The sequence below is a fragment of the Novosphingobium sp. genome (genome assembly GCF_041905565.1).
Lineage (GTDB): Bacteria > Pseudomonadota > Alphaproteobacteria > Sphingomonadales > Sphingomonadaceae > Novosphingobium.
Genome location: NZ_JAYRKX010000002.1, coordinates 132,730 through 155,706 on the forward strand (window position 1 = coordinate 132,730; position 22,977 = coordinate 155,706).

At 64.9% G+C, this 22,977-nt stretch carries 23 protein-coding genes and 1 tRNA gene; 12 read left to right on the forward strand and 12 right to left on the reverse strand.

The window, feature by feature from the left end:
* Positions 1-17 precede the first annotated feature (17 nt).
* The 4 genes from ACE3N9_RS02525 to ACE3N9_RS02540 are packed head-to-tail and all read right to left on the reverse strand — an operon-like array spanning position 18 to position 5,432.
* Entirely contained in the window at positions 18-1,091 is a 1,074-nt protein-coding gene (locus ACE3N9_RS02525) for an alpha/beta fold hydrolase (protein ID WP_374280542.1), read from the reverse strand.
* Positions 1,092-1,103: 12 nt separating this feature from the next.
* Complete coding sequence (locus tag ACE3N9_RS02530; RefSeq protein WP_374280544.1) at positions 1,104-1,961, reverse strand: SDR family oxidoreductase; 858 nt, start codon at positions 1,959-1,961, stop codon at positions 1,104-1,106.
* 11 nt (positions 1,962-1,972) lie between these two features.
* Positions 1,973-3,490, reverse strand: a complete 1,518-nt coding sequence (locus ACE3N9_RS02535; RefSeq protein ID WP_374280546.1) for an anthranilate synthase component I family protein — start codon at positions 3,488-3,490, stop codon at positions 1,973-1,975.
* A 4-nt stretch (positions 3,491-3,494) separates the two neighbouring features.
* Complete coding sequence (locus tag ACE3N9_RS02540; RefSeq protein ID WP_374280548.1) at positions 3,495-5,432, reverse strand: peptidyl-prolyl cis-trans isomerase; 1,938 nt, start codon at positions 5,430-5,432, stop codon at positions 3,495-3,497.
* A 215-nt stretch (positions 5,433-5,647) separates the two neighbouring features.
* Here ACE3N9_RS02540 and tpiA point away from each other — a divergent pair, with 215 nt between their 5' ends.
* The 3 genes from tpiA to ACE3N9_RS02555 all read left to right on the forward strand — a co-directional run bounded on the left by tpiA (position 5,648) and on the right by ACE3N9_RS02555 (position 8,622).
* Positions 5,648-6,403, forward strand: a complete 756-nt coding sequence (gene tpiA, locus ACE3N9_RS02545; protein WP_374280550.1) for a triose-phosphate isomerase — start codon at positions 5,648-5,650, stop codon at positions 6,401-6,403.
* An 89-nt stretch (positions 6,404-6,492) separates the two neighbouring features.
* A complete protein-coding gene (gene secG, locus ACE3N9_RS02550; RefSeq protein WP_374280853.1) occupies positions 6,493-6,849 on the forward strand; it encodes a preprotein translocase subunit SecG in 357 nt (118 codons plus the stop codon).
* A gap of 138 nt (positions 6,850-6,987) precedes the next feature.
* Positions 6,988-8,622, forward strand: a complete 1,635-nt coding sequence (locus tag ACE3N9_RS02555; protein ID WP_374280552.1) for a CTP synthase — start codon at positions 6,988-6,990, stop codon at positions 8,620-8,622.
* A gap of 459 nt (positions 8,623-9,081) precedes the next feature.
* On the opposite strand, the gene ACE3N9_RS02560 is transcribed toward ACE3N9_RS02555, so the two are convergent.
* Complete coding sequence (locus tag ACE3N9_RS02560) at positions 9,082-9,552, reverse strand: Hsp20 family protein (protein WP_374280554.1); 471 nt, start codon at positions 9,550-9,552, stop codon at positions 9,082-9,084.
* Positions 9,553-9,713: 161 nt separating this feature from the next.
* Between ACE3N9_RS02560 and grxC the strand changes: the two genes are divergently transcribed.
* The 7 genes from grxC (at position 9,714) to ACE3N9_RS02595 (ending at position 14,371) form a co-directional block, all read left to right on the forward strand.
* Positions 9,714-9,977 (forward strand): glutaredoxin 3, encoded by a 264-nt coding sequence (grxC, locus tag ACE3N9_RS02565; RefSeq protein ID WP_374280556.1) that lies wholly within the window; start codon positions 9,714-9,716, stop codon positions 9,975-9,977.
* Between the two features lie 6 nt (positions 9,978-9,983).
* Complete coding sequence (locus tag ACE3N9_RS02570; protein ID WP_374280558.1) at positions 9,984-10,799, forward strand: carbon-nitrogen hydrolase family protein; 816 nt, start codon at positions 9,984-9,986, stop codon at positions 10,797-10,799.
* A gap of 8 nt (positions 10,800-10,807) precedes the next feature.
* On the forward strand, positions 10,808-11,263 hold the full coding sequence (locus ACE3N9_RS02575; protein ID WP_374280560.1) for a DUF1178 family protein: 456 nt from the start codon (positions 10,808-10,810) through the stop codon (positions 11,261-11,263).
* 49 nt (positions 11,264-11,312) lie between these two features.
* A tRNA-Arg gene (locus ACE3N9_RS02580) sits at positions 11,313-11,389 on the forward strand.
* Between the two features lie 126 nt (positions 11,390-11,515).
* Positions 11,516-11,830 carry a septum formation initiator family protein gene (locus ACE3N9_RS02585; protein WP_374280562.1) on the forward strand — a complete coding sequence of 105 codons (315 nt, stop codon included), beginning with the start codon at positions 11,516-11,518 and terminating at the stop codon, positions 11,828-11,830.
* Positions 11,831-11,936: 106 nt separating this feature from the next.
* Positions 11,937-13,019 (forward strand): pyruvate dehydrogenase (acetyl-transferring) E1 component subunit alpha, encoded by a 1,083-nt coding sequence (pdhA, locus tag ACE3N9_RS02590; protein ID WP_374280564.1) that lies wholly within the window; start codon positions 11,937-11,939, stop codon positions 13,017-13,019.
* The gene (locus ACE3N9_RS02595; protein ID WP_374280566.1) at positions 13,019-14,371 is read left to right on the forward strand and encodes a pyruvate dehydrogenase complex E1 component subunit beta; all 1,353 of its coding nucleotides are present in this window, start codon (positions 13,019-13,021) and stop codon (positions 14,369-14,371) included. The genes pdhA and ACE3N9_RS02595 overlap by 1 nt, the downstream gene beginning before the upstream one ends.
* Positions 14,372-14,419: 48 nt before the next feature.
* On the opposite strand, the gene ACE3N9_RS02600 is transcribed toward ACE3N9_RS02595, so the two are convergent.
* The 6 genes from ACE3N9_RS02600 to ACE3N9_RS02625 all read right to left on the reverse strand — a co-directional run bounded on the left by ACE3N9_RS02600 (position 14,420) and on the right by ACE3N9_RS02625 (position 20,215).
* The gene (locus ACE3N9_RS02600) at positions 14,420-15,112 is read right to left on the reverse strand and encodes a TadE/TadG family type IV pilus assembly protein (protein ID WP_374280568.1); all 693 of its coding nucleotides are present in this window, start codon (positions 15,110-15,112) and stop codon (positions 14,420-14,422) included.
* Positions 15,109-15,711 carry a TadE/TadG family type IV pilus assembly protein gene (locus ACE3N9_RS02605; protein ID WP_374280570.1) on the reverse strand — a complete coding sequence of 201 codons (603 nt, stop codon included), beginning with the start codon at positions 15,709-15,711 and terminating at the stop codon, positions 15,109-15,111. Before ACE3N9_RS02605 ends, ACE3N9_RS02600 begins: the two co-directional genes overlap by 4 nt.
* On the reverse strand, positions 15,708-17,654 hold the full coding sequence (locus ACE3N9_RS02610) for a pilus assembly protein TadG-related protein (RefSeq protein WP_374280572.1): 1,947 nt from the start codon (positions 17,652-17,654) through the stop codon (positions 15,708-15,710). The genes ACE3N9_RS02605 and ACE3N9_RS02610 overlap by 4 nt, the downstream gene beginning before the upstream one ends.
* 121 nt (positions 17,655-17,775) lie before the next feature.
* The gene (locus ACE3N9_RS02615; RefSeq protein WP_374280575.1) at positions 17,776-18,216 is read right to left on the reverse strand and encodes a TadE/TadG family type IV pilus assembly protein; all 441 of its coding nucleotides are present in this window, start codon (positions 18,214-18,216) and stop codon (positions 17,776-17,778) included.
* The gene (locus ACE3N9_RS02620) at positions 18,213-18,674 is read right to left on the reverse strand and encodes a TadE/TadG family type IV pilus assembly protein (protein WP_374280577.1); all 462 of its coding nucleotides are present in this window, start codon (positions 18,672-18,674) and stop codon (positions 18,213-18,215) included. Before ACE3N9_RS02620 ends, ACE3N9_RS02615 begins: the two co-directional genes overlap by 4 nt.
* Positions 18,671-20,215 carry a pilus assembly protein TadG-related protein gene (locus tag ACE3N9_RS02625; RefSeq protein WP_374280579.1) on the reverse strand — a complete coding sequence of 515 codons (1,545 nt, stop codon included), beginning with the start codon at positions 20,213-20,215 and terminating at the stop codon, positions 18,671-18,673. The genes ACE3N9_RS02620 and ACE3N9_RS02625 overlap by 4 nt, the downstream gene beginning before the upstream one ends.
* A 221-nt stretch (positions 20,216-20,436) precedes the next feature.
* On the opposite strand from ACE3N9_RS02625, the gene ACE3N9_RS02630 reads away from it, so the two are divergent.
* Both ACE3N9_RS02630 and ACE3N9_RS02635 read left to right on the forward strand, forming a co-directional pair.
* Positions 20,437-21,090, forward strand: coding sequence for a hypothetical protein (locus tag ACE3N9_RS02630; protein WP_374280581.1), 654 nt, complete (start codon positions 20,437-20,439; stop codon positions 21,088-21,090).
* A gap of 29 nt (positions 21,091-21,119) precedes the next feature.
* A complete protein-coding gene (locus tag ACE3N9_RS02635; protein ID WP_374280583.1) occupies positions 21,120-21,587 on the forward strand; it encodes a hypothetical protein in 468 nt (155 codons plus the stop codon).
* Here the strand turns inward: ACE3N9_RS02635 and trmFO are convergent.
* A complete protein-coding gene (gene trmFO, locus ACE3N9_RS02640) occupies positions 21,584-22,924 on the reverse strand; it encodes a methylenetetrahydrofolate--tRNA-(uracil(54)-C(5))-methyltransferase (FADH(2)-oxidizing) TrmFO (RefSeq protein WP_374280585.1) in 1,341 nt (446 codons plus the stop codon). The two genes, ACE3N9_RS02635 and trmFO, sit on opposite strands and share 4 nt — an antisense overlap.
* Positions 22,925-22,977 lie beyond the last annotated feature (53 nt).

A 22,977-nucleotide genomic window follows, 5' to 3' on the forward strand; every position in this document is an offset into this window, starting at 1 on the left:
CTCTAGGCCCAGCGGGGTCATTTCGCCAGCAGTTTCACCAGATCGCGCTTCCAGAACTTCGCCCAGGTGTGGGTGCCGTGGCCCTTGGTTTCAGGGCTGGCCGGGATCAGGATGAACCGCGCCTTGGGCATGCGCTTGACCATCTTCTGCGCCAGGCCAAGCTCGGGTGGGTTGATGAAATCGTCGCCCGAATTGATCCACAGCACAGGCACGGTGACCTTTTCCAGCAGCGGTTCGGGATTGTAATTGCGCGAGGAATCGAGCTGGTAGATCTGGTCGTTGGCGTCGAGATCATTGGCGGCGCGGGCGGCGTAGCTCTCCGCGAGGTACGCTTCGGCCTTGTCGCGCGTGGGATACTGCACCTGCAGCGCCACCGGGTTGGCCCCGGCAATCATCGACAGGTAGCGGGCGGTGCGCAGGCCCAGTTCGGGCTGGCTGGTATAGTTGCCGCCATTCCAGGCCGGATCGGCCTCGATTGCGTCGATCGACATCTTGCGCCACATCCGGTTGCGCCCGGCAATCGCGCCCGCGTTGCAGGCGAAGGGGGCCAGCCGTTCCGCAAAGCCGGGGCGAGTGGTGCCCCACACGAACGCGTGCATGCAGCCCATCGAGGTGCCGAGGATCAGCTTGAGCCGCTTCACGCCCAGCCCTTCGGTCAGCATCCGGTATTGCGCGGTGACCATATCGTCATAGTCATAGCGCGGGAACTTCATCCGCATGCCGTCGCTGGGCTTGCTCGATTGGCCGTGCCCGATGTTGTCAGGCAGGATTACATAGGTCTTGGCCAGGTCGAAGGGCTGGCCCGGTGCATACAACTCGTCCGCGAATTGCGGGCGGTAGAACTGCTTGCCGCTGCCGCCGGTGCCGTGCAGCACCATCACCGCATTGTCGATTTCGCCCTTGGCGTTGCGGTGAGGCGTGCCCAGCGTGGTGACGTGGATCGAGATGTCCATCGTCTCGCCCGTGCCAAACCGGAAATCGCGCAGGATCACATCGCGTTCGCTGGCCTGTTTCGACCAGTCCTCGGCATGAGCCGGTACGGAGAGCAGGGCCGACAGGGCGAGCAGCGGGGCAAGCAGCAGGTTGCGCATTGTTTCCTTCCTTCAGGCCTTGGGAGACAGGCGGGCGGCGAACAGGTCGATCACGTTGTTGCCGGTTTCATCGACCACCTTGGGTTTGACCATTGCCTTGGCGAAATCGGACGTGATGGTGCGGAACGGCGGATTGTCCTGGCGGGCCAGGTCCGCGATGATGCGGGCGATGTCATCACCGCTCTGGCCATAGGTGGCAAAGACATTGCCCGTGGCGCCCAGGTAATTGGCCACCATCGACGCATAGGGCTCGGTCATTCCAGCGATGGCCTCGGCGGAAGTGCTGCGAACGGAAGCAACGAATTCGGTGTTGATCGGGCCGGGTTCGACCAGGCTGACCTTGATCCCCATCTGGCGGGCGAGCGGGGCAAATCCTTCCATCATCCCTTCGACCGCGAACTTGGCCGCGCAATAGGATTCGTTAAACGGCTGGCCGAGCAGGCCGCCGACGCTGGTGACCGAAATGATCCGCCCGCTGCCGCGTTCCCGCATGTGCGGGATCACGGCGCGGGTCATGTTCCACACGCCGAAGAAGTTCACTTCCATCGTCCGGCGCAGGTCGGCATCGCTGGTGTTTTCGACACTGCCGAGGAATCCGGCCCCGGCATTGTTGACCAGGATGTCGATCCGACCGTGCCGCGTCAGTACATCGGCGACCGCGCCGTTGATCGAGGCCTGCTTGGTCACGTCGAGCGGCAGAATCTCAACTGAAACGCCCAGCTTCGCGGCTTCCTCGAGCAGGGCCGCGCTCTTGCCGGTGTCGCGCATCGTGGCGACGACCTGCCAGCCGGCTTCGGCCAGCCGCACGGCAGCGTGCAGCCCTACGCCGGTCGAACATCCCGTTACCAGCGCGAGTTGCCTGTCTGCCATCGAGCTGCTCCCTATTGTCCGAACCCGGCCAGTCCGGCCACGCGGACCGCTTCGCGGGCCGCCGCGATCAGCGCTCCGGCCTTGGCCTCGCATTCGCGTTGTTCATAGGCCGGGTCGCTATCGGCGACGATGCCCGCGCCGGCCTGGACATGCAACATGCCGTCCTTGACCACCCCGGTGCGCAGCACAATGCAGCTGTCGAGGTTACCGTCCGGCGCGAAATAGCCGACCCCGCCGGCATAGGCTCCGCGCGTTTCGGGCTCCAGCTCGGCAATGATCTCGCAGGCGCGGACCTTGGGGGCGCCGCTGACGGTGCCCGCGGGGAAGCCGGCGAAGACCGCGTCGATCGCGTCGTGGTGCGCGGCATCAAGCTGGCCGACCACGTTGCTGACGATGTGCATCACATGGCTGTAGCGCTCGATCGTGTAGCTTTCGGTGACCTTGACCGTGCCGGCCTGCGCCACGCGGCCCACATCGTTGCGGCCCAGATCGAGCAGCATCAGGTGTTCGGCGCGTTCCTTGGGATCGGCCAGCAGGCTGATCTCGTTGGCGCGGTCCTCGTCGGCAGTCTTGCCGCGCGGACGGGTGCCGGCAATCGGGCGGATCGTCACTTCCCCATCGCGCACCCGGACCAGGATTTCCGGGCTGGACCCGGTCAGGGCAAAGCCCGGGAAATCGAGGAAATAGAGGAATGGCGAGGGGTTCACCCGGCGCAGCGCCCGGTACAGCGCCAGCGGCGGCAGCGGGAACGGGCAGGTGAAGCGCTGGGCCAGCACCACCTGGAAGATATCGCCCGCCTCGATGTAGTCCTTGGCCTTGCCGACCATCTGGCCATAGGCGCCGGCGGGCAGGGTGGGGGTCAGCACCGGCTCGGGCAGGCTGGCGTCCAGTGCGGGCTCACTGGCTGGTGCGGCCAGCCGGCGCAGCGCGGAGTCGATCCGGTCGCCGGCAGCGGCCAGCGCCTGGTCGGCACTGCCTTCGCCCGGCCATAGCGGGGCGACGCAGTACAGCTCGTCGCTCAGCCGATCGAACACCAGGATCAGCGTCGGACGGACGAACAGCATGTCGGGCAGTTCCAACGCGCTCTGCGGCGGGCGGGGCAGCTTTTCGACCAGGCCATAGGTTTCGTAGCCGAAGTAGCCGACCAGGCAGGCCAGCACCGGAGGCAGGGCAGCGGGGACATCGATCTTGCAGGCTTCGACCAGCGCGCGCAGTTCGGCCAGGCTGCCGCCGGGCAGGGGGGCGAAGGCGTGCTTGTCGTGGCGCCAGGCGCGGTTGATCTCGGCCGCCGGGCCGGTGGCGCGGAACACCAGATCGGGATCGAGGCCAAGCAGACTGTAGCGCCCACGCACTTCGCCGCCCTCGACCGATTCGAGCAGGAAGTCGCCGCGACCTGGCTCAATCAGCTTGAGTGCCGCGCCGACCGGGGTTTCCGTGTCCGCGATCAGCCGTCGCCAGACGATGCCCGGGCGGCCCTGGATCAGGGCCGCGCGTGCCGCTTCGCCGTTTTCAAGTCCCGCGCCGATCATCGGATCAGTTGCCGCCGCGCAGGCGCGTTTCGACCGCCTTGATCGCCTTGTCGTTGCGCTTCACGCCCACGTCCTTGCGCATCGCGGCGATCAGCTGCTGGTAGTATTCCTGGCCAAGGATGCCGGTGAACGAGCCCTTGACCTCGGCAATGCGCGGATCGTTGGGGGCGATCTGTCCCGGGATCACGTCAGTCACCTTGACCACGTACCAGCCGCGCCGCTGCGGGGCAGCCATCAGCTTGATCGCGCCCTTGGGCACGGCGAACATCATCGCCACCGGCGGCGGGGCCCGTTCACCCATTGCCTGGACCTCCTGGCGCGGAAGGTCGATCTTTTCTACCGCGGGCAGGGCCAGGCCCAGCGCGGCCACGGCGGCCTGCATGTCGCTGCCCTTCTTCAGCGCAGCCTCGATCTTCTTCGCCGCCTCGCGCGCGCCCTCGGCGCCCTTGGCCAGCATGTAATCGGTCTGCACCTGGGCCTTGATTTCGGCCAGCGGGGGCGCGGCAGGGGCCATGATCTGGCCGACGTCGAACACCACGAAGGTCTTGCCCGCTTCCACTTCGGCCAGCTGCGGCTGGCCTTCGCTTTCCATGGTGAAGGCGGTCTGGACCACGCGGGCGAGGACCGGCGGGGCCGTTTCGCCCGGCTTGCCGAACACCTGCCCATCGGCGGTCAGCGGTGCGGTTTCGGTCAGGGTCAGGCCCAGTTCCTTGGTCACGTCGGCCAGGGTCGCGCCATTGTCGAATTCATCCTCGATCCGCGCCGAATAGTCGGTCAGTGCGGCGCGGCGCTTTTCGGTAGCCAGCGCGGTGACGATTTCAGCGCGGGCCAGGTCAAGCGACTTGCCAGCCTTGCCTTCAATCGCATCGACCCGCAGCACCACCCAGCCGAGCGGCGCCTTGAGCGGACCGACCAGCGCACCTTTGCCGGCCTTGAACGCGGCATCGGCAATAGCTGCCGACGTCAGCCCCGAGAGCTGCTCGCGGCTCTGCTGGTCAAGCGTCGCAACGCTCAACCCCTTGGCGCCGGCAGAGGCTTCCAGCGTCTTGCCCCCGGCCACTTCGGCGGCCACCACCTTGGCGGCCGCTTCGGTCGGCAGGATCAGCTGACTGAACTTGCGGGCCTCGCTGGCGGCGTACTGCGCCTTGTTGGCATTGTAGCGCGCGGCGATTTCGGCCTCGGTCGGTGCGGCCAGGCCCTTGATTACCGCATCGGTGAAGGTCGCATAGCGGATCACGCGGCGTTCGGGGCGTTCGTAGCTGGCCTGGTTGGCCTTGTACCACGCGGTGAGATCGGCGTCGCTCGGCGCAGCCTTGGGCGCGAATGCGGTGGAGGGGAGCAGGGCGATCTGCCCGCTGCGGCGTTCCAGCACGATCCCGGCATAGCGCTGGCTGAGGCCGGTTGGCACTGCCACGCCCAGTTCGGCGCTGGTCAGCAGTTGGCGCGCCATCAGCGAGGCGGCGATCTGATCGCGGAACTGCGTATCGCTCAGGCCGCGCTGGGCGAGGAAGCCGCGATAGGCCTGGTCGTTGAACTTGCCGTCGAGGCCCTTCACATCGGGAATCTTGGCGATTTCACTGTCGATCAGCCGGTCGCCGATGAAGATGCCGTGGTTTTCCCCGAAATTGCGCAGCGCCGCCAGGTCGACCAGCTGGCCCAGCACCCGGTCGAGCCCGCCGCGCGAGAGGAAGTCCTTCATCGTCAGCTTGGGATCTTCCTGGCGCAATTGTTCGACCATGCGGGTCGCCGCGCGTTCCAGTTCCGATGTATCGACCCGGTCGCTGCCGACCTTGGCCACCCGGTCACCCCCGGCAACGCCGCCGAACGCCCCGCTCGAGGCGATGTCGCCCCCGGCAAAGGCCAGCGCCATCAGGCCGACAAAGCTGAGCGTCACGATCACGCCCAGCTTGGACTGAAAGAAATTGCGGAAAAACTGCAGCATTGCACCTTCGCCAAACAGGATCGCCCGCGGATTGCGGGCGCATCGCGCGGCTTTAGGCGGCAATTCGGCATCCCGCAATGGCGCTGCTGCGCCTACCCACGGCTTGTCGCAAAGGTTAATGCCGGGCTTTGACAAGCCGTGCCGCCGTGGCCTAGGCGCAATCAGGATTCGACGGACGCGATGTCCGCATTCAGCCAAAGCAGACAGGGGAAAACATGCCGCACCGACCCTACATCGTCGGAAACTGGAAAATGAACGGCCTGCGCGCCGCCATGACCGAAGCCCGGGCGATTGACCGCGGGGCCCAGCGCCACCCCGGCGTGCGCGTGGGCATCGCGCCGCCGTTCACGCTGGTTCATGCCATGGCCGAAGCCGCCCAGGCACTGTTCGTGGGCGGGCAGGATTGCCACGCCAAGCCGAGCGGCGCCTTCACCGGCGAAATTTCGGCGCCGATGCTGAAGGACGCGGGGGCGACCTTCACCATTCTGGGGCACAGCGAACGCCGTGCGATGCACGGCGAAACCGACGCCGTGGTCAAGGACAAGGCCGATGCGGCCCTGGCCGCCGGGCTGGACGTGATCGTCTGCGTCGGTGAAACCGAGGGCGAGCGCGATGCCGGCCAGGCCGAAGCGGTCGTCACCGGCCAGCTCGCCGGCTCGCTCCCGCTCGGCGAGGGCGATGCGGCGCGGGTTACCGTGGCTTACGAGCCGGTCTGGGCGATCGGCACGGGGCGGGTCCCCTCGGTCGGGGATGTCGCGGCGATGCATGCCGCGATCCGCGCCAAGCTGGTCGAAATCTATGGCGATGCGGGCGCGGCGGTTCGGATCCTCTACGGTGGTTCGGTCAACGCGGGCAACGCGGTGGAACTGCTGGGCGTGCCGGATGTTGGCGGCGCGCTGGTCGGCGGGGCCAGCCTGACGGCGGACAGCTTCCTCCAGATCGTCGCGGCGGCAGGCCCGGCGGTCGATTGATCGCGGGTTTCGGGCGGCAAACCTTGCGCTTGCCGCCAACCGCGCCTAGATGCGCGGCAATTCTCGTTTCATGCGGATAGGCCATGTCGCTGTTCATTTTCATCACTGTCGTCCAGGCGATCGTCGCCGCCCTGCTGGTGACCGTCATCCTGATGCAGAAGTCGGAAGGCGGCGGTCTCGGCGTTGGCGGCAGCCCCACCGGGCTGATGTCGGCGCGCGGCGCGGCCGATTTCCTCACCCGCTCGACCGCGATCCTGGCCACGGTGTTCGTCGTGCTCAGCATCGTCCTGGCGGTGCTCGCGGTGCGGACCACCTCGGGCCGCTCGATCGATACCAGCCTGCAGCGCACCCAGGTCCCGGCCTCGGCGCCGGCGGTCCCTGCTGAAGCGCCGGCTGCGGCGCCCGCCGCGCCGGTCGACCCGCTGGGCGGCGCGACCAAGCAGTAAGCAGCGCAATTGCCGCGATTGCCGCGTGGGGCCGCCCTGGCTCCGCGCGGTCGCGGCGCATTGCAGCACGTTCCAACTGTGGATTGCGGCAGGCAGCGCTTGCCCGAATCCCGTTTAACCGATTAAGGCGCGACTCCCATGGCGCGGTTCATTTTCATCACCGGCGGCGTGGTCTCCTCGCTCGGCAAAGGTCTCATGGCGGCAAGCCTTGCAGCGCTGCTGCAAGCGCGCGGCTACAAGGTCCGGATTCGCAAGTTCGATCCCTATCTCAACGTCGATCCGGGCACGATGAGCCCGTATCAGCACGGTGAAGTCTACGTCACCGACGACGGGGCCGAGACCGACCTCGACCTGGGCCACTACGAACGCTTCACCGGCGTTTCGGCGCGGCAGGCGGACAACATCACCTCGGGCCGGATTTACCGCGACATCATCGCCAAGGAACGCCGCGGCGATTATCTGGGTGCGACGGTGCAGGTCATCCCGCACGTCACTGATGCGATCAAGGAATTCGCCAAGGCCGATACCGAGGATCTCGATTTCGTGCTGTGCGAAATCGGCGGCACGGTGGGTGACATCGAAGGCCTGCCGTTCATCGAAGCGCTGCGCCAGCTGCGCAACGAGCTGGGGCGCGAGCGCAGCTGCTCGGTCCACGTCACGCTGGTGCCCTATGTCTCGGCGGCGGGCGAGCTCAAGACCAAGCCGACCCAGCATTCGGTGCGTGAACTGACCAGCCTGGGGATCCAGCCGGATATCCTGCTGTGCCGCTGCGAACACCCGCTGCCCGCGAACGAGCGCGCCAAGATCGCGCTGTTCTGCAACGTGCGGCGCGAAGCGGTGATCCCGGCGCTGGATGCCAGCAGCATCTATGCCGTGCCGCTGCAGTATCACACCGAAGGGCTGGACGACGAAGTGCTGCACCACTTCGGCCTGACAGCGCCCAAGCCGGACCTGACTGGCTGGGCCGACATCGTCGATCGCTACCAGCATCCGGAAGGCGAAGTGAACATTGGCGTGGTCGGCAAGTATGTCGGCCTGCCCGATGCCTACAAGAGCCTGAACGAAGCCCTGGTCCATGGCGGCATGGCCAACCGGGTCAAGGTCAACATCCGCTGGATCGATGCCGAACTGTTCGAGGAAGACGACAGCGAGATCGTCAGCCGGCTTGAGCCGCTGCACGGCATCCTGGTGCCCGGCGGCTTCGGCGTGCGCGGGACCGAAGGCAAGATCGCCAGCGTGCGCTTTGCGCGTGAACGCAAGGTGCCGTTCCTGGGCATTTGCCTGGGCATGCAGATGGCCTGCATCGAAGGTGCGCGCAACACTGCCGGGATCGCCGCGGCCAGCTCGACCGAATTCGGCGCGACGAACGAGCCGGTGGTCGGCATCATCACCGAATGGATGAGCCCCGAAGGTTTGCAAACGCGCGGGGCCGATACCGACCTTGGCGGCACCATGCGGCTTGGCGCCTATGAAGCCCGACTGTCGGCCAACAGCCACGTTTCGGCGATCTATGGCGGCGCGACCACGATCAGCGAGCGGCATCGCCATCGCTACGAGGTCAACGGCGCCTATCGCGAGCGGCTTGAGGCTGGCGGGCTGGTGTTTTCCGGCATGTCGCCCGATGGCCTGCTGCCCGAAATCGTTGAGCGGCCGGACCATCCGTGGTTCGTCGGGGTGCAGTTCCACCCCGAGCTGAAAAGCCGGCCGTTCGAACCGCACCCGCTGTTTTCTGGCTTCATCGCTGCGGCGGTTCAGCAATCGCGCCTGGTGTAAACGTTTGCGGGTTGGGTTGGCTTGTCCGAAAGGACTATGTGCGGCGAAATCTGCACATATTTGGCAAGATTGGCTTGCCATCCGGGCCTGCAATCCAATAGCGACGCGTTACTGAAAGCGATTCGCATCAAGGCGAACGTCCGGGTCGAGATGGCGATTGTTGCAGCGATGGCAGCCCCTGTCTCGGCGTGGGTGTTGCTCTCGCGGACCATGAGGGGCTGGACGCAATTTGCGGTTACGTGATCGTAACCGAACCCGTTGCGGGTTGTTTCCCGATTGGCAAGGCAATCGGGACTGGAGTTTCGGGCGGCAGTGATGCTGTCCAACGTGCTTGTCGAGCGCTGATCGTCTTCTGCGACCCGGACGATCAATCCGCCGACGAGGCGGTGTGCAAACACCGTGGGGGTGGGGCCCTTGGGCCTCACCCCCGAATTATCTCAAGGCATGGATGAACGGCGCTCAGGCCGCTGCGCTGGTGTCCTGGTCGGATGCCACCACGGTCAGCGACTTCTGCGTGCCGACCGGGATCTTCTTGGGCTTCATCGCCTCGGGCACTTCGCGCACCAGGTCGATGCTGAGCAGCCCGTCTTCCAGGTTGGCGTTATCGACCCGGACATAGTCGGCCAGCTCGAAGCGGCGTTCGAACCCGCGCTGGGCGATGCCGACATGCAGATACTGGCCGGCAGGCGCTTCATCACCCTTCTTGCCCTGGACCACCAGCAGGTTCTGCTGGGCGGTGATCTCGATATCGGCGGGCTTGAACCCGGCCACCGCCAAGGTGATGCGATAGGCTTCGTCGCCGCGCCGCTCGATGTTGAAGGGGGGGTAATTGTCGCCGCTGTTCAGGCGGTTGTGGTTCTCCAGCAGGTCGAACAGCCGGTCGAAGCCAACCATGGTGCGGCGATAGGGGGTAAAATCGAAACGGTTCATGGCAAAATCCTCGTATTTGAGCGAAATTGACGTCTGACGGGAACCCGCAACCGGCGTTCCCACTGTGGTGACATGCCCGCTCGGGACCATGACACCACGGCAGAGATATGATAGCCCGGGATCGTTTCAAGGGGGTGGGGACCTGCCCGAAAGGAATTTGCATGAGCGCGCCGAAGGTCGAAATCTATACCAAGTGGGGCTGCCCCTATTGCGTGCGGGCCAAGGCCCTGCTCGACGCCAAGGGCGTGAAGTACGATGAATATGACATCACCCTGGGCGGGCCGAAGAAGGCCGAAATGCAGGACCGCGTGCCCGGCGCGATGACCGTGCCGCAGATCCTGATCGACGATCTGGCCGTGGGTGGCTGCGACGATCTTCACGCGCTGGATGCGGCCGGCAAGCTCGATCCACTGTTGGGGCTTTAGCAGGCGATGGCACGTATTGCCCTGTTCCAGATGACCTCGGGGATCGAGCCCGGGGACAATGCCCGCGCGATTGTCGGGGCGGTGGGCGGAGCGGCCATGGGCGGGGCGCAAATGCTGTTCACGCCCGAGATGGCCGGACTGGTTGACCGCGACCGCAGGCGGGCCAGCGCCCATGTCGTGCCCGAGGGGCAGAACGTGGTGCTGGCGCAAGTGCGCGATGCCGCCGCGCGCGCCGGCATCTGGGTGGTACTGGGCAGCATTCCGGTACTGCGCGACGACGGGCGCTGGGCAAATCGCTGCCTGGTCGTCGATTCCAGCGGTAATATCGCCGCTCGCTATGACAAGATCCATATGTTCGACGTGGACCTGGCCACTGGCGAAAGCTGGCGCGAATCCAATGCCTATGCCCCGGGCGAGGAAGTGGTGACGGTAGAAACCCCGGTCGGCCGCCTGGGCCTGGCGATCTGCTATGACCTGCGTTTCCCCGCGCTGTTCGAGGCGCTGGGGCGGGCCAGGTGCGATGTGATCTCGATCCCCGCCGCCTTTACCGTGCCGACCGGCGCGGCCCACTGGCACGTGCTGCAACGCGCGCGGGCAATCGAGGCGAGCGCCTATGTCGTCTGCGCGGCGCAGGTCGGCAAGCATGCCGACGGGCGCGAAACCTATGGCCACAGCCTGGTGATCGATCCGTGGGGCGACGTGTTGCTCGATATGGGCGGGGAGCAGGCCGGGCTGGGCTTTGCCGAACTGGATCCGGCGCGCATTGCTGAAGTGCGCTCGCAGCTGCCCAGTCTTGCCAACAAGCGCGAAATCCCCAGATAGCGCGCGCCATGATCGTATTCGACTTGCAGTGCGAGCCTTTGGGGCATCGGTTCGAAGGCTGGTTCGCCAGTTCCGAGGATTTTTCCGGTCAGCAGCAACGCGGGCTGGTGTGCTGCCCGCATTGCGGCAGTGCCCAAGTGATCAAGGCGCCGATGGCGCCCGCCGTGCCGCGCAAGGGCAACCAGCGGGCGGAGCCGGTCCAGCCGATGGCGGCGGGCAAGCTGCCGCCCGAAGCGGTGGAAATGCTGGGCAAGCTGGCCCAGGTCCAGGCCGAGGCGCTCAAGCAGTCGCGCTGGGTCGGGGACCGCTTTGCCGACGTCAGCCGCGAGATGCATTACGGCGAGCGCGAGCACGAAACGGTCCACGGCCAGGCCACCTTGCAGGAGGCCAGGGAACTGCTTGAGGAGGGTGTGCCGGTGCTGCCCCTGCCGCTCCCGGTCGCCCCGCCGGACAAGCTCAACTGAATCGCCCCGGCTTGCCACTGCGCGCCCCGCGCCGTAGAGGCGCAGTTGGGCGCCCGTAGCTCAGCAGGATAGAGCACCAGATTCCTAATCTGGGGGCCATGGGTTCGAATCCCGTCGGGCGCACCATTTTGCCGACAATTCAATCGGTTTGGCCCCCCGGCCGATACCAGGCGTGAGTGCGCCGCAACAAATCTGCAACGTGGTTACCAAATAGTGCTTGCCTGCCGGATTCACTTGTGATTCTAAGGCGTCATGCGGGGCGGCAAACACGAACCACGAATCCAGCGGGAACGCGTTACCCAGGCGTTTGCCCTGTCGGCCTTGTTGCTGATGGCGGGTATGGCCGTGTTCGGGCCTAGCGGCCTGTTGGCGTGGAGCGAAAACAACCGCCTGCTTGAATCGCGCCAGAAGGAACTTCAGCAGCTCGCGCTTGAGCGTGATGATCTGAAGAACCGCGTTGCGCTGCTCGATCCGCGCGGGGTCGATCCCGATATTGCCGGCGAACTGCTGCGCAAGGATCTGAACGTGGTCCACCCTGACGAGATGGTGATGCTGCTCGGCAATTGAGCGGCAACAATTGTTCGCCAATTCGATCACAAAATACGTATGGGACTGTTTCCCTTACGGCGCCTTCGCCGTATAGGCCGCAAAGAGCAATCCAGTCCCCAGGGAGATGCAATTGGCCAAGTCCGCTTCGAGCCGCAAGGCGCCCGCCAAGGCCGCCGTCGGCGACGAAAACTTCGCGCTTCGCAGCCTGCAAGACGCCTTCGAGGCCGACAAGCGCTATGCTGCGAGCGATGATGAACTGCTCCGCTTCTACGAACAGATGGTGCTGATCCGCCGGTTCGAGGAAAAGGCCGGGCAGCTTTACGGACTGGGGCTGATCGGCGGCTTCTGCCACCTGTACATTGGCCAGGAAGCCGTGGCGGTGGGCCTGCAATCGGCGCTGGCGCCGGGCAAGGACAGCGTCATCACCGGCTACCGCGACCATGGCCACATGCTGGCCTATGGTATCGATCCCAAGGTGATCATGGCCGAGTTGACCGGACGCGGCGCGGGCATTTCGCGCGGCAAGGGCGGTTCGATGCACATGTTCAGCACCGAGCATAAATTCTACGGCGGGCACGGCATCGTCGGCGCGCAGGTGCCGCTGGGGGCGGGGCTGGCCTTTGCCCACAAGTACAACGAGGACGGCGGCGTCTGCATGGCCTATTTCGGCGATGGCGCGGCCAACCAGGGGCAGGTCTACGAAGCTTTCAACATGGCGGCGCTGTGGCAGCTGCCGGTGGTCTTCGTGGTCGAGAACAACGGCTATGCCATGGGCACCGCGGTGACCCGGGGCAGCGCCGAAACCCATTTCTACCGCCGCGGGACCGCTTTCCGCATCCCGGGCATGAGCGTGAACGGCATGGACGTGCTGGAAGTGCGCGCCGCCGCCAACGTGGCACTGGACTATGTCCGCGCGGGCAATGGCCCGGTGCTGATGGAACTGCAGACCTACCGCTATCGCGGCCATTCGATGTCGGACCCGGCCAAGTACCGCACGCGCGAGGAAGTGCAGGAAATGCGCGAGAAGCACGACCCGATCGACGCTGCCAAGGCCGAACTGGCGGCGCGCGGCGTGGCCGAGGACAAGCTCAAGGACATCGACAAGCGGATTCGCGCCATCGTGGCGGAAAGCGCTGATTTCGCGGAAAATTCACCGGAGCCAGGCATGCACGATCTCTACACCGACGTCCTGGTGGAGAGCTACTGATGGGTATCGAACTGAAAATGCCGGCCCTGTCCCCGACCATGGAGGAAGGGACCCTGGCCAAGTGGCTGGTCAAGGAAGGCGACGAGGTCAAGAGCGGCGACATCCTGGCCGAGATCGAGACCGACAAGGCGACGATGGAATTCGAAGCCGTGGATGAAGGCGTGATCGGCGCGATCCTGGTTCCCGAAGGGACCGAAGGGGTCAAAGTCGGCACGGTCATCGCGGTGATCGGCGGCGAGGGTGGGGCGGCCGCGCCCGCTCCGGCCGTTGCGCCTCTGGCCAAGGTTGAAGCTGCGCCTGCGAGCGCGGCGCCGGAGCGTCCGGCCGCTGCGCCGCGCAAGGCCGATCCCGCGCTGCCTGCGGGCACCAACATGAAGACCTCCACCGTGCGCGAAGCGCTGCGCGACGCCATGGCCGAGGAAATGCGCCGCGATCCCCGCGTCTTCGTGATGGGCGAGGAAGTGGCCCAGTACCAGGGCGCCTACAAGGTCACCCAGGGCCTGCTGGAAGAGTTCGGACCGAAGCGCGTGATCGATACCCCGATCACCGAATATGGCTTTGCCGGGATCGGTACCGGCGCGGCGATGGGCGGCCTGCGCCCGGTCGTGGAATTCATGACCTTCAACTTCGCCATGCAGGCGATTGACCACATCATCAATTCCGCCGCCAAGACCAATTACATGTCCGGCGGGCAGATGCGCTGCCCGGTGGTGTTTCGCGGCCCCAACGGCGCGGCCAGCCGCGTCGGCGCGCAGCACAGCCAGAACTATGGCCCGTGGTACGCCAACGTCCCCGGCCTGGTGGTGATCGCGCCCTATGACGCGGCTGACGCCAAGGGCCTGCTCAAGGCCGCGATCCGCAGCGATGACCCGGTGGTCTTCCTGGAAAACGAGCTGATCTATGGCCGCAGTTTCGAATTGCCGGAACTGGACGATCATGTCCTGCCGATTGGCAAGGCGCGGATCATGCGCGAGGGCAAGGACGTGACGATCGTGTCCTATTCGATCGGCGTCGGCCTGGCGCTCGAAGCGGCGGACGTGCTGGCGGACGAAGGGATCAATGCCGAAGTGCTCGACCTGCGCACGCTGCGCCCGCTTGACCGCGAGGCGGTGCTGACCTCGCTGGCCAAGACCAACCGCCTGGTCGTGGCCGAGGAAGGCTGGCCGCAGTGCTCGATCTCGTCCGAGATCATGGCGATCTGCATGGAAGAAGGCTTCGATCACCTCGACGCGCCGGTGCTGCGCGTCTGTGATGAAGACGTGCCGCTGCCCTATGCCGCGAACCTGGAAAAGGCCGCGCTGATCGATGCCGGGCGGATCGCCGCTGCGGTGCGCAAGGTCTGCTATCGCTGATCCTGCCGGGCAGGGGCCTGCGCCGGCAGCGCAGGCCCCGCGGCGGTCTTATGATGTGAAGCTGCCGTCGGTCGCGATGCCCATCTTGCCACGGAATTCCGAGCAGGTCTGGATGTCATCGGGATCGCCGCTGTCGCGCTGGTAGATCTGCGTCAGGTCGCGGTCATCGCGGACAGTGAACGAGGCGATGGCCTGGATGGTCCGGTCGCCCAGGAATTTTTCCGAAACGAGCGGCTGATAGGTGTAATTGATCTCGACGAAGATCACCGCATCGTCGGGCTGGGCGAACACTTCCTGTCCGGCCGGGCCGATGCCGACCGTGCCCAGCTTGCTGCCGGCCGCGCCATAGCCCGAGGGCACGTTCTTCGTCCCGCGGCAGCGCTGCCAGTGGATATATTGGTTGCCGTCCGCATCCACTTCCACGCTGGAAACGAACACCCGTCCGTTCTCGAACAGGTCCATGCCGCCGCCGGCCTGCATCTGGGCGCCGTACATGATGTCGTTGATGTCGGATTCGTAGATCTTGCGGTTCTGCAGCGTGCCGGAATCGCCGATCCGTGAGCCGTTGTCCGCAATGTGTTCGGCCAGCTGGCTGACCTTCATGTTGATCAGGGCATAGTTCGCCATTTCCGCGCCCCACAACCCGGCGGTCAGCAGGATCGGGGCGCCCAGCGCGAATTCGGTCATGGCCACACCGGACCTGGCGCGGCGGAGGCGGCGAAGCAGGGTGGTCAGGTTCATGCGCAGTTTCCCGTTTCCGGGGCGGAGGTCCCGCGCGCGGCCCCGTATGGCTGGTTGCGCAGGACCGTGGTGGCCCGCAAGGTCATGTCTTCCGACTGCCCGGGCATCAGGGCGTAGATCGGAAAGGCCCGCCGGTAAGTGACTGTCACGGTGTAGAGCACGGCATCGCGCGCACCGCCGAACCCGGCCGTGCCGGTGTCCGTGTCCCACTGCCCGTTGCCGTTCACATCCTCGAACGGTTCGCCCTTGTCGCAGACGCCGTTGCCGTCGACATCGTTATAGTCTTCGCTGCGATTGACGCGGGTGAAGTCGCTGTAGGCCTTGCGATCGAACTGCATCGTGGCGTTCGGGGCAACCGCCTGGACCGCCTTGGTCACCCGTGCATCGATGCTGGTCTGCGTGGCGGACGCGGCTTCGATGGTGGAGTCGCGCGCCGCCTTCTGGATCGCGCCATTGAGCATTTCGCTGGTGTACTGGTTGTGCGCCAGGTCAAACAGCCCCATCATCATCACCAGGAACGGCGGCGTGATAAGCGCGAACTCCAGAACGGTCGCGCCCTCCGCATCGCGCCGCAGGGGCTGTGGTGCGGGCGCGATCATTTCGAAATCCGCAGGTCGCCCAGTTGCGCGGCGATCCGGTTGAAGACATCGTTCAATTCGGACGAGTCAGCTGCCTCGAAATAGTGTCCTGGCCCGGCGCAATCGGTCATCACCGGGTTGAGCGATACCCCGAAGCCGATCACCCAGACGGTGATGTTGCGCTTTTTCACTTCATTGCAGGCAATGCCGAAGCGCCGTTCCACCACATCGGTCAAGGTCAGGCCGAGCTTGGGATTGCCGGGGTCCCACCGGCGGCTGTCGAGCGGTTCGATCCCGTAAGTGCCATAGGACAGATCGAGCGGCGCGGTTTCACCGTCAGTCAGGAAGATCATGTGCCGACTGGTCGTCTTGCCGCCGGAATCCGCATTCTCGCCCGAGAAGATCCCGGTCGGCGAAAGCAGGCGGCCGCCCCAGATCATGCCGATGTCGTGATAGGTGCTGCCTTCGGCGACCAGGCTGTCGACATAGGCCGCGACAGCCGAGTTATCCATTTCACCCAGCTTGCGCGCGGGCGAAGGGCAGGCCGACAGTCCGGCCCAGGCGGCCATCAGGTAATCGCTGCTGCTCAGCGCGCCGGATTTCTTGAACGTGCCCGTGCCGTCCCACCAGATTTCCGGTTCGAACGAGATTTCGTGAAGCATCGGCCGCCACTGGGTCTTGGGATTGGCCTTGGTCGGCACCAGATCGATGTCGAGGTCGAGCGCCTTGGAGAGATCGACGTTGTCGTAATCGTCGATTTCGTAAGTGTCGCGCTCTTCGATGCAACCCTTGAACCAGGCAGTCAGGTTCGCCGGCGAGGGCGAGGGGTAGCCATACATCTGCACATCGATCGAACCGGGCTTCAGCACGTCGTTGCCGGTCGCGCCCTTCACGAAGGCCAGGTTGATACTGACCGGTTTGTACTGCCACTTGTACTCATCGTACATCACGGTGCCGGTTTTCTTGGTCACCCAGGAATAGGTGTATTTGTTGAACCGGTTGCCCGTCACCGTCTTGGACGCACCGTCCGAACTGATATTGCACCAGGGATCATCGCCATCGACCTGGGTGGTACCATAGGTGCTGCCATCGGCATTCGTGCCGGAAGCGAGCGAGGTCCAGGTCACCGCATAGGGAGGGCAGGCCCCGCTGGTTTCGTAGCTGGGTATCGATGTCCACGAGCCGCTGATGTACGTGTAGGTCGTTTCGTACTGGTCGATCGGATACTGCTTGCCGGTCGATTTGGCTTCGCGCCCGTGATAGGACCAGTTGTCGACCACCCAGTCGGACTTGAGCAGGTAGCCAACGTTGACGTTGGTGGAATAGGGCACGAAGCCATAGCGCACGCGGGTGCCCGGGCTCTTGCTGCCTTCGATCTGGGCGTGGAAGTTCTTCACCACGTTGCGCAGCGACTGGATCTTGGTGTCGGGATCGGATGGGGTGGCCTTCTGCGCCATCGAACCCGTGGTATCGAGCACGAACATGATGTCCGTGTTGGAGAAGTTGAGCTTTGCGCCGCATTCGACATCGATGCTGACGTCGTCGAACCCGAACAGGGTCATGATCGTGGTCGGTACGGTCACATGGGCCGTGCCGGTAATTGCGAAGTCCTGCTCCAGCGTCATTTCGAACGAACGATCGGAGGTGCCATAGGAACCATCGGTAAAGTTCATCGAGAAGAATCGGTTGCCGACCGTCACGACATCGCCCGGGACCTTCCCGTCGACCACCACGGTCGAGCCGAGCTTCTTGCGCGCCGCCAGCACGGCGCTGTCGCAGGCCTGCTGCAAGCGGCTCTGCGCAAGGTAGCTGCGCCCCATGTCGACCCCGCCGCCGACCATCGCCAGCAGGGGAAAGATGCCAGCCGCGATCATCGCCAGGGTGTTGCCCGAACGATCGCGCGCCAGCCGCGTCAGCAGGCCGACACCGCGTTGATTTTTGGCGATTTCAGGTTCTGCGACCATGTATCTAGCGCTCGTTCAAGACAATCCTGCGATCTTCTCATTAGATCGCAGGCGTAAGCGCTTGATAAACGGCGAAGGTTAATTTCTTCACCGTGCCGCCGCGACGCGCCTGCGCCAATGATCACGGCATTACGAAGATCGGCCGCGTATAGGTCAGCGGTATTTCCGAAATGCCGACGAAACCGAGGAAACTGGGCACGTTATACTCAATCGTGAGCGTGATTTCCTTGGCCCCGGTGAACTGGGTGGACGCGACCGTGTCGGCCTCGATCGTCAGCTTGCCGCTGCGCAGCCCATAGGGCGGCGCTTCAGCCACATCGAGCGCGTAGCTTTCGATCGCCGTGTCTGTGGGCTTGGTGCCCTGTTGATAGGTAATCGCGGTAAAGCGCGCCACATCGGCCGAAATCGAGCGCATCGCGTTATAGTTCTGCATCCCGATCCCGATCTGCAGCACACCCAGGAACAGGGCAAGGAACAGCGGGGCGATCAGCCCGAATTCGATCGCGGACGAGGCGGTCTGGTCGCGCCGCAGTCCGCGCAAACGGCTGGCCAGGCGGATCATGCGACCAACACCAGTCGGCGGACGTTGAAGTTCACCTCATCGCCAAAGCCCAGCTGCGACCACATCGGGTTCAACGTGTCGGTGACGTGGATCTCGAGATAAGTGGTGATGACCTGCGACCCGCTGCACGACGTCGACGAGGTGACCGTGCTTGAATCGGCTCCGCAGCGATAGGAATTGGCGATCGTCACCTCGGCATCCGTCAGGCCGGTCGAGGCCTTGATCCGGTCGCGCAGCTTGGACCGTTCCAGCGACGTATCCACCTTGATCGCGATTGCCACGTCGCCGGCTTCGGCCACGGCGGTCTGCAATTCGGTCTGCCGGGCGAAGATCCGGCTTGCCTCGTAACCGCCCATGCTGAGCGCGAGCAGGACCGGCGCAACCAGCGCGGTTTCGATCGCCATGGTACCGCGTTGGTCGCGGCGCAGATGCCGGAGCAGGCGCATGATCATCGTCATCCCACCAGCTTGACCGACGCAGTGCCGCCGCCGATTGCCATCGAGCTCGCCCCCGAAGGCGTACAGAAATTGGTGATGTTGAAGTTGCCGTTGATAGTCAGCGTACGCGAGGCGACCATCATGCAGCCGCCAGTGGCGGCATTGACGTTGCCGTTGAAGGTTGCATCGCGGTTGGGCATGTACATCGTGCCGTCGATCTTGACCGTGGCATTGCCTTCCATGTCGAACGATGCGGTGGAATTCTTGTCCCAGAACAGCATCCCCGCCATCTTCGCGGCCTGGGCGCTGTCATACCCATAAGTGGTGGTCAGCGTGGTGCTGGTGATACCCTTGAGGTTCAGGTTCGAATTCGAGTTGATCTTGATCGTGCCGCTGTTGCCGGTCATCACGAACAGCGTGCCGGCGGCGGTAACCGGCAGATTCTGCCCGAAGTCGATCGACCCGCTGATGAAGTAGATCCCGGCCTGGAAGATCGTCGGACAGGCGATCGAGATATCGGTATAGATCCCCGGCTGCGGGCGGGCGATACCATCGTTAGCCGGGATCGTCCTGATGTCCGAGTAGCTGTAGTACTTGGTCGTCGTCGTCTTTTCATAGATCGTCGTCTGGCCGCTGCCATACTTCACGTAATCGCTGGTGTGCGGACCATCGGTGTAGGCCAGGGTTGAAGTAACGATCTGATCCTGCGTGGTCACGCCAGGCTGGTTGTCACTCTTCGACTTCTTATAGGTTCCGTTATAATTGCTGTTAAGCGTGAAGGAGTTCCCGTTCTTCGTGTAATAGGCATATTCAACCACCGTCCGCACGGTCACGTCCGCCTGGGTGGCGGCTGACGAGGCGGGGGTGCAATTATATTCCCGGGCCGTGCTGCCCGATGAACTGGGCGTATCGAGGCTGGCATAAGGATCGAGCAGGCCCGCCTGGTCCTCATAGATCGTGCCGTTGTTGGCAAACCCGGGGTCGATCCCGCCCGTCGCGATCAGCTTGCCCAGCGGAACCGAGGTGTTGCCGACTTCCTTCATCGCCGCGTTGGGATCGTTCGACAGCGAACCCGCGCCGCAGGTCGATGAACCGCCGACGCTGCCGCCGAACTTGAAGGCCGAATCCGCCGTGGGATGGACCGCCAGCATGCAGGCGTTGAACGCCACGCCCGAGGTGTACTTGGCCTGGGCGCTGACAGTGACCGTGGCTTGGCCGCCGGTAAAGAAGTTCGAGAACGGTAGCGGCTTGCTCGCCGAGGCGTGCACGACCACGCTGTTGTCGACCGACGAGTTGCCGTATTTGGCCAGGGTGACATCTTCGGCGCTGTTGAAGGAATCAAAGTCGCCAACCATCGAAAGGTTGACCGCATATTCCTGCGCCGCGCGGGTCTTGTAGGTATCCTGAACCGCCGTGTCGGCACTGGTGCGGGCCCAGGCCCCGGCCAGCGCGGCCTGGTCAACCGCGAACTGCAATTCGTTCTTCCACATGTACCACTGCGCGGTATCGACCGCGAGGCCCGAGCCGCCGATCAGGACGGGCAGGCCCAGCGCCATCAGCATGGTTGCGTTACCGCTGGTGTCACACCGCAACTCGTTGAGTTTTTTCCGAATCGAAGCGAACATGGTGCACCCGAAATCCTTGGTATCGAGACTGCGATAAGCGATTGTGGTGTGCGGACCTTCAAGCAACGTGGTTAACGAGTTGTTGCGATGGTCAGGGCGCCCGCGTGTCGCCAAGGCTTTGCGGCGCGGCCTCGTTGGCTGTAGTCAGGAGGCGAACCATGGCCGATTCCCCGCTTCTTGACAGTTTGCCCCCCGAACAAAGACTTGCGCTGGCCTATGCTCCGCAAACAAGTCGGGCGTTGTTCCTGGGGGTGTTCGCGCTGGACGCAAAGCTCGCCGGTATCGTGCGCGGTGCACGCGAGCCGATGTTGGCGCAACTGCGCCTGGCCTGGTGGCGCGAACGGCTTGCGCCGGGCGGCGCGACAACCGCGCCAAAGGGCGAGCCGATTCTTGCCGCGCTGGCGCCGCTCCAGGGGCAGGATGGCGACCTTGCCGCGCTGGTCGATGGGTGGGAAGCGCTGCTGCTGGCCGATCCGCTCGATGCGGCGGCGATCAGCGCGTTTGCCGATGGCCGTTCGGCAGCCATGGCGGCTCTGGCAGGCCTGCTTCGCGGCGCGGACGATGAGGCGCGGCGGGCAGGGCGGCAATGGGCGCTGGCCGATCTGGCCAGCCGGATCGGATTGCCGCAGGAGCGCGCACAGGTGCTTGAAATTATTACCGCAGAGGATTGGCAGCGGGCGCGCCTGGCGAGTGACTTGCGGCCGCTCGCCGTGCTGCACGGACTGGCCCGGCGGCATCGCGGGGCACGGCCACTGGTGACCGGGCCGGGCAGCCTGCTGGCCGCGATCCGGCTTGGCGTGACGGGATTCTAGGCCGTGGGGCCGCAAATGAAGGGCAGGGCATGAACCGCACGCTTGTGGGCGCGATTTCGGCGTTGTTGCTGGCCGCCGCCGGCCTGTTCTGGTGGCAGGGCCGCGCCGCGACCGAGGCCGATGCGCCGCCCCCGCCGGTCCCGGTGGAGACGGCCCCGCTGGGCGAAGCCGACGCGATCCCGACCGAGAATGGCGATGGGCTGATGGGCGGCGCCTTGCCCGAAGCGGACGAGGCCACGCGCGAGGAAAAGCGCTTCAACCGGCTTGATCGCAACCGCGACAACCTGATCAACCGCAACGAGGCGCTGGCCCCGCGCGTCGCGGCGTTCCGCAAGCTCGATACCGATCACAACAACCTGCTCAGCTTCGAGGAATGGGCTGTCGCCACCTCGAACCGGTTCAAGGGCGCGGATGCCAATGGGGACGGGCAGCTCACCCGCCCCGAATTCGCCACGACCAAGCCCAAGGCGGCGAAAAAGCCAGCCTGCCGCTGCTAAGCCAGCGGTAGCCACTCCGCCAGATCAGCCTTGGCGCGGGCGGTGTAGGCTTCCTTGCGCTGCTTCTTCTTGACCGACGGATCGACCGGCGGAAACAGGCCGAAGTTGACGTTCATCGGCTGATAGCTATCGGCTTCGGCATCACCGGTGATGTGCGAAAGCAGCGCGCCAAGGGCCGTGGTGCGGGGCGGGGGCGTCCAGTCCCTGCCGCCCAGCTGCGCCGCCGTCATCAGCCCGGCGAGCAGCCCCACGGCGCCGCTCTCGACATAGCCTTCGCAGCCGGTGATCTGCCCGGCAAAGCGGATGTGCGGCGCGCTTTTCAGGCGCAGTTGACGGTCCAGCAGTTCGGGTGAATTGAGGAAGGTGTTGCGGTGCAGTCCGCCGAGCCGCGCGAACTCGGCATTTTCAAGGCCGGGGATAGTGCGGAACAGGCGGACCTGTTCGGCGTGCTTCAGCTTGGTCTGGAAGCCCACCATGTTCCACAGCGTGCCCAGCTTGTTGTCCTGGCGCAGCTGGACCACGGCATAGGGCCAGCGGCCCTTGGGAAATTCGGGCGTGGCATCGTGCGGATTGTCGAGCCCGACCGGCTTCATCGGCCCGAAGCGCAAGGTGTCGATCCCGCGTTCGGCCATGACCTCGATCGGCATGCAGCCATCGAAATAGGGGGTATTCGCCTCCCATTCGCGGAATTCGGTCTTCTCGCCACCCAGCAGCCCGGCATGGAACGCCAGGTACTGCTCGCGGTTCATCGGGCAGTTGATGTAGTCGCGGGTTTCGCCCTTGTCCCAGCGGCTGGCCATCCAGCACACGTCCATGTTCACCGTGTCGTGGTAGACGATGGGGGCAATCGCATCGAAGAAGGCCAGGCTGTCGGCCCCGGTTGCCGCGCCGATGCTGCTGGCCAATGTGGCGGCGGTCAGCGGGCCGGTGGCGACGATGGTCAGGCCGGCTTCGGGCAGGCGGTCGATCCGCTCGCGCACCACGGTCAGCGTCGGCTGGGCGGCCAGCGCGGCTTCCACTTCTGCCGAAAACACGTCGCGGTCCACTGCCAGGGCCGAACCGGCCGGGACCTGCGCCTTGGCCGCGGCGGACATCAGCAGCGAATCGAGCTCGCGCATTTCCTGGTGCAGCAGGCCGACCGCGTTCTTTTCGTGATCGTCGGAGCGGAACGAATTGGAGCAGACCAGTTCGGCGAGGCCGGTTCCCTGATGGGCCGGGGTGCTGTCTCCCCCGCCGCGCATTTCAGACAGGCGCACGCGCAGGCCGCGCCGGGCGAGCTGCCAGGCGGCTTCGCTGCCGGCCATGCCGCCGCCGATGATATGAACGTCATAAGTCATGCGCCTGCTCCTAGCTCTTGCGCCCGGCAATTTCCAACGCCAAGCATGGGGCC